The 5,802-nt window shown below is 34.6% G+C and carries 7 protein-coding genes; 6 read left to right on the top strand and 1 reads right to left on the bottom strand.

Going from position 1 to position 5,802, the window contains the following annotated elements:
- Positions 1-174: 174 nt before the first annotated feature.
- From V7164_RS23060 to V7164_RS23050, 3 genes are all read left to right on the top strand, one after another.
- Positions 175-369 carry a twin-arginine translocase TatA/TatE family subunit gene (locus tag V7164_RS23060; RefSeq protein ID WP_066299667.1) on the top strand — a complete coding sequence of 65 codons (195 nt, stop codon included), beginning with the start codon at positions 175-177 and terminating at the stop codon, positions 367-369.
- 77 nt (positions 370-446) lie between these two features.
- Positions 447-1,205, top strand: coding sequence for a twin-arginine translocase subunit TatC (tatC, locus tag V7164_RS23055; protein WP_335355343.1), 759 nt, complete (start codon positions 447-449; stop codon positions 1,203-1,205).
- Positions 1,206-1,342: 137 nt separating this feature from the next.
- A complete protein-coding gene (locus V7164_RS23050) occupies positions 1,343-1,597 on the top strand; it encodes a DUF2535 family protein (RefSeq protein ID WP_335345530.1) in 255 nt (84 codons plus the stop codon).
- An 81-nt stretch (positions 1,598-1,678) separates the two neighbouring features.
- On the opposite strand, the gene V7164_RS23045 is transcribed toward V7164_RS23050, so the two are convergent.
- A complete protein-coding gene (locus V7164_RS23045; protein WP_335355342.1) occupies positions 1,679-2,188 on the bottom strand; it encodes a PCYCGC motif-containing (lipo)protein in 510 nt (169 codons plus the stop codon).
- 353 nt (positions 2,189-2,541) lie between these two features.
- On the opposite strand from V7164_RS23045, the gene V7164_RS23040 reads away from it, so the two are divergent.
- The 3 genes from V7164_RS23040 to V7164_RS23030 all read left to right on the top strand — a co-directional run.
- Positions 2,542-4,035: an ATP-binding protein gene (locus tag V7164_RS23040; protein WP_335355341.1), complete on the top strand. Its 1,494-nt coding sequence runs from the start codon at positions 2,542-2,544 to the stop codon at positions 4,033-4,035.
- A 97-nt stretch (positions 4,036-4,132) separates the two neighbouring features.
- Complete coding sequence (locus V7164_RS23035) at positions 4,133-5,122, top strand: nucleoside hydrolase (protein WP_335355340.1); 990 nt, start codon at positions 4,133-4,135, stop codon at positions 5,120-5,122.
- Positions 5,123-5,225: 103 nt separating this feature from the next.
- The coding region (locus V7164_RS23030) for an SCO family protein (RefSeq protein WP_335355339.1) at positions 5,226-5,802 on the top strand (577 nt) is incomplete at its 3' end.

The raw sequence follows: 5,802 nt of genomic DNA, 5'->3' as shown, positions 1-5,802 counted from the left end.
GTTTAAAATAGCATCCGATATTATAATGAAAATGGTACAGCTTATTATAGTGACAAGAAGGTAAAGCGTTTTGTGAACTAAATATGAACTTTCTTGATCTTTTACCACAAGCGTTGTTAAAAGCACTATAATTGAATTTAGGTTTATCAGTAAGTTATTTTGAGGAGGATGTTTATGCTTTCAAACATCGGAGTTCCTGGATTAATTCTAATTCTTGTTTTGGCATTAATTATATTTGGCCCAAAAAAATTACCTGAGATCGGCCGTGCTTTCGGTCAAACACTTAGGGAATTTAAGAAATCTACTCGTGATTTAACAAGTGACGTGATGGAAGAATTAGAGGATGACAAGAAAAAAACGCTTAAATAAGATGGCAAGATGAATGTCTTGCCTTTTTTTTCGTCTTTTTGCCGTTATTCCAAACATAGTATTTTCAGGAGAAGAAAATGGAAGATAAAGAACTGAACTTAGTTGAGCATTTGGATGAATTAAGGAAAAGGTTAATTATAACTATAGCAGCCTTTTTAGTTTTCTTTGTAGCAGGTTTCATGTATGTGGAAGAAATTTATCATTGGTTTGTCCGCGACCTTGATGTGAAACTTATTGTACTTGGTCCAAGTGATATTATCTGGGTTTACTTTATGATTGCATCTGTTGTTGCCATTGCAGCGACAATCCCGGTTTTAGCTTTGCAAATTTGGCTATTTGTTAAACCAGCTTTAAGTCCGGTAGAAAGAAGAATTTCACTCTCATATATTCCTGCATTATTTATTTTATTTATCGTTGGTCTTTGTTTCGGCTATTTTGTTATTTTCCCGACAGTGTTGGGCTTTCTTGTTGATTTAGGTGGGCAGATGCTGGAAACGAATTTCACTGCGGAAAAGTATTTCCGGTTTATTATGAATATGACCATGCCATTCGGAGTACTGTTTGAATTGCCAGTTGTAGTCATGTTCTTGACATCACTAGGAATACTTAACCCATATGCCCTTGCAAAAATTCGAAAATATGCATACTTTATTCTTATTGTTATTGCCATTGTTATTTCCCCGCCTGACTTTATGTCAGATTTCCTTGTTGCCATTCCGTTATTATTCTTATATGAAATTAGCATCAACTTATCAAAGATTGTCTATAAGCGCAAATTAAAGAAGGAACAGCAATGGGAAGAACAGAATGATTACGAACCTTTAGACGAAAATTAATGGGTCTGAAGTAATTTTACGGGCATTTGAAGAAAAATTATGCGAAAAAATATTTTCATATACACATATTTAGACACCTTTCGAGAGCAAAATTCATGTATAATATAGTCAAACGGGTAAAAAAGAGGATTGATATTTTGCTATTTAAAAGCCTGGAGTTCAAAAATGCTGTTGGACAGAAGGTTAAGATTATGGAAATTCCTGTATTAGAGAGAAATAGCCCATTTTACTTCATGATTCAAGTCCGTTTGCAAACTTTCATGACATCCCTCTATAAGGATTCAAAGAAAGGTATGAAGAATCACTCTTTTCGAGAGTATTTAAAAAGAGTTTTAAAATGGCCAGTGTATGAGGAGCTATTTAAGACTCCAGAATTAAAAAATAACGCTTGAACTATTTTTGAGTATCGGCTTAGCAGCTGGTACTCTTTTTATATTGAAAAAAAACCTAAGCGACTATCGCTTAGGTTGAGATTAGATTGGAAATGGGGTAGGGGTTGGTTCCGCATATCCTTCTTTGTACTTATCATCAATGTATTGGCGAATCTCTTTTATCGATTTTCCATCTTTGTATTGAATAATGCTTTCAGCAGCTGTTTCTAAACAAACGCCACAGCGTGTCCCATGGTCATCCCAGACAACTTCACCAGATTGTTTATTTTCATATACAAAACAATCATAATTATCCTTATGACCTCCTGATTCTCCGCATCCGCAATAACATGGAATCGCCTCTAATAAATCCTTGTGCTGGGCAGCTGCCCCGTATATGATTTGCATTTGCTCGGGCTTTTCATTCAGAAAATCCGGAAGCACTTCATTAGATTTTGTCAATTCGCGCAAGTCTCCATTTTCTGCATGGAAAGTATGAACACTCTCATCCTTAATTGAACCGGAAGATTCTTCTATTTTGGATGTGCAGGCCGATAATAGGGAAAGTATGCCTGCAATTGTTAGGAAATATGCAATTAATTTAATCCTCATTAAATCACCTAAATTCTAATTATTTTACTGGAATCTAACCATTCTACTATATCATAATTTATTTTGAAATCTAAAAATGATCCCCATGGTTCATTGATTTGTCATATATAATAGGTAGTAGTACGCAAATATTGTAACAATTACTAGACTTTAAAGGAATTTTGCTCAACTTTGTCGAAAATATTAAATGTTTCAGAATATAAGGATTCGGTGACTGACTTATGAAGGATCATATTAATAATTTACCTTTGTCCAGAAAAGTTTTTCTATTCTCGTTTTTAATAAGTTTAATTCTAGTTTCAATTACAATTGGAATAAGTTTAATCCTGCAAACTAACCAGATGGAAAAACAGATGAAATATCGTGTTGCTGAAATGTCAACATTGTGGAGTACGACTTTCGATGCGAAGGATATAAAAAGGATAAATGATGATAGAAATGCAGATCATCCTATATTTCAAAGTATTACTGAAAAGCTGTCACTAGTAAATGAAAAGGCACCTTATACAAATGCCATTCTTCTATCACCGGAAGTTATGAATGAAGTTGAAATTTTTATTCTGGCCGCTTCCGTAAGTTATAAAAAGATTGGGTTGCTCCCATTTTCTTATCATGAGGCGGGTAAAGTGTACTTAGACGGTTTTAAGAAAGCTGTTACGTCTAAAAAAGTCATATCTACTGAAGTGTACGAGGATAAGTATGGACCTTGGATATCGGCTTTTGTTCCAATTCTTGGACAAGATTATGAGGTTGTCGGTGTAATCAGCTTTGATATAAATGCACAACTTATTACGGAATTCCGAAATGAAATTTCAGCCTATTTAATTGCAATTTTGTTCCTGATGACAATAAGCGGTTATTTAATATTAAAAAGAGGCTTGAAAAAAGTAATGTATCCGGTTAATGAAATAATCGTGGGCTTTAATGAAGTAAGCAATGGAAATTTCAATGTGAAATTAATGTCTCCAAACCAGGCTGATTTGGGTATTTTAGCCGAACGATTTAATAATATGACGAGTCAGCTATCCTTGCTTTTTGATCGTTTATCTGCCACCTCTGTGGAGTTTGGAACGACTCATAAAAATGCTGTTTCCATGCACAGCTTTGAAGAAGCTATTGATGAAATGGAACAAATCTTACATAAAACAAAAATTCTGCGAGAACTTCAAAGAGCAGAAAAAATGAATGCAATTGGGCAGCTTGCAGCCTCTGTTGCCCATGAAATAAGAAATCCTATGACGGTTGTCAAAGGATTTCTGCAAATCTTTTTGGCTAAAGATCAAATGAGCGATGAAGAGCGTATGTATATTCGATTAATGATAGAAGAAATGAGTCGTGCCGAAACGATTATCAATGACTATCTTTCTTTAGCAAAGCCAGATATTGAACAAACCGAAAAGGTGGATGCAGCCGAAACAGCTTCAAAGGTACTGGACCTGATGAATTCATATGCCATGATGTCAAAAAATATTATGGTCGTTCCTACTTTGAATGAAGGGGTTTTTATTCAAGGGAATATTAGCGAGCTAAAGCAAGTACTAATTAATATTTTAAAGAACGGAATCGAAGCTATGAAGGTAGGAGGTACATTAAGTATTTCGGTTTATAAGGATGAAAAGTATGGAGTTTTTGAAATAAGTGATACAGGAATTGGAATGAGTGCGGAAGAACTAGAACGGTTAGGGACGGCATTTTATTCATTAAAGGAGAAAGGAACAGGAATCGGATTAATGGTATGTTACCAAATCATCGAAAGAATGCAAGGGAAAATTGAAGTGCAAAGTCAAAATGGGAAGGGAACAACCTTCAAGATTTTTATTCCTTTAGTGGATGATCATGAAGAATAACGATAAGTAATCCTAGCAATTGATCCTGCCCTGAAAATTAGATGTTTCTTTCTAATTATTCAAGCTATGTGAATATGATAAATAGCAGGGGGGATTCATGATGGGGATGAAAAATGTCATTATATTTAGCGATTATGGGATTGATGATATTGTAGCAATGTTATTTGCTTATTTTTGCCAGGAAATTAATATTGTTGGGATAGTTGCAGATTATGGAAATGTGTCAAGAAAAGATGCGATTCGAAATGCGGCTTACTTGCAGGAAGTAACAGGTATTAAAAATATCCCTATTTTTGGAGGGGCTGAATTGCCGCTAACAGGTGAAATGCCTGAATATGTTCCAGAGGTGCACGGACTTGAAGGGCTAGGTCCCATAGTGCCTAATCTCGATGTAATTGAAAATTTATTTGAAAATTTTTATGAGGTAAAATTTCTGATTGACAAGTACAAACATAACATCACGATTGTCAATATTGGCAGAATATCCTCTTTGGCAACAGCTTTCATATTGTCCCCGCGAATAATGGAACAGGTAAATGATTATTACATTATGGGCGGGGCCTTTTATGTTCCTGGGAATGTGACGCCAATTGCTGAGGCTAATTTTTTTGGTGATCCATATGCTGCAAGAATTCTCATAAATAATTCACATAAGAAAATTCATCTTTTTCCTTTAGATGTAACAATGTCTGCTATTATTACACCAGCTATTATTGATTCGCTTCACCAATATTACCTTTCAACTAATAATAAAATAGGCCTTTTAGTAAAACCAATGGTCGATTATTATTATTCCTTCTACCAAAAATCTAACCCAGGCATTAGCGGAAGTCCTTTACATGATGTTTTATCTCTGTGGGCATTACTGGAAAGCTCAGAAATTAAATATGCAGAGGTACCTATTCAAGTAGTTGTTGAAAAAGGGATTGCATTTGGGCAAAGCATCGGAGATTTTCGGAAGAAGCCTGATTTACAATCAAAAGATTATAAAATTCATAAGGTTGCTGTTCAGTTTAACTATTCAGCATTTATTAAATCATTCTATGACATAATGAGAACACCAGTAGATGAAATTCTTGAAAAATAAAATGAAATCTGCATAATGTCACAGGTTTGCCATATTTTTTTCTTTCTTCTTTCTCTTCTGTCTGCTAGAATAGGTTCGAATATATAGAGGAGCGGATATAGAAATGAAATCTAGAGTCATGACAATCATCATATCGATCTTAACAATCTTTCTTCTGTCGGCTTGTGGCAATAGTGAAATAAAAGATGCCAAAAACTGGCCAGTTGCCGATTTTACTTTTACAGATCAAAATAATAAATCCCTTGGACTATCCGATTTAAATGGAAAGGTTTGGGTAGCTGATTTTATCTACACGAACTGTCCTGATGTTTGCTTACCAATGACTTTTAATATGGCTAAGCTGCAGGACTTGGCGAAGAAAGAGAAAATCGAGAATATCGAGTTTGTTTCCTTCAGTGTAGATCCGGAAATCGATACCCCAGAGGTTTTAACGAAGTATGCGGGTAATTTTGACGTGGATTTTAATAATTGGCACTTTTTAACTGGCTATAAACAAGAGGAAATTGAGAAATTCGCCATGGATAATTTTAAAACTATTGTTAAAAAGCCTGAAAATAACCCTGATGTTATTCATCAGACATATTTTTATTTAGTTAATCAAGAGGGGAAGATCATGAAATTATATTCCGGCCTTGAAGACATCCCTTTTGAAGAAATTATTAATGACATTAAGACTTTAC

This window comes from Bacillus sp. JJ1474, from assembly GCF_036965225.1.
Classification (GTDB): Bacteria; Bacillota; Bacilli; order Bacillales; family Cytobacillaceae; genus Cytobacillus.
Note: the sequence above shows the minus strand (reverse complement) of the source record. Positions and strands in the feature narration are given on the sequence as shown.

Excerpts from the sequence above, each read along its gene's own strand:
- tatC (WP_335355343.1), top strand. The coding sequence starts at position 447 with ATGGAAGATAAAGAACTGAACTTAGTTGAGCATTTGGATGAATTAAGG.
- V7164_RS23040 (WP_335355341.1), top strand. The coding sequence starts at position 2,542 with ATGAAATATCGTGTTGCTGAAATGTCAACATTGTGGAGTACGACTTTC.
- V7164_RS23060 (WP_066299667.1), top strand. The coding sequence starts at position 175 with ATGCTTTCAAACATCGGAGTTCCTGGATTAATTCTAATTCTTGTTTTG.
- V7164_RS23045 (WP_335355342.1), bottom strand. The coding sequence starts at position 2,188 with ATGAGGATTAAATTAATTGCATATTTCCTAACAATTGCAGGCATACTT.
- V7164_RS23035 (WP_335355340.1), top strand. The coding sequence starts at position 4,133 with ATGATGGGGATGAAAAATGTCATTATATTTAGCGATTATGGGATTGAT.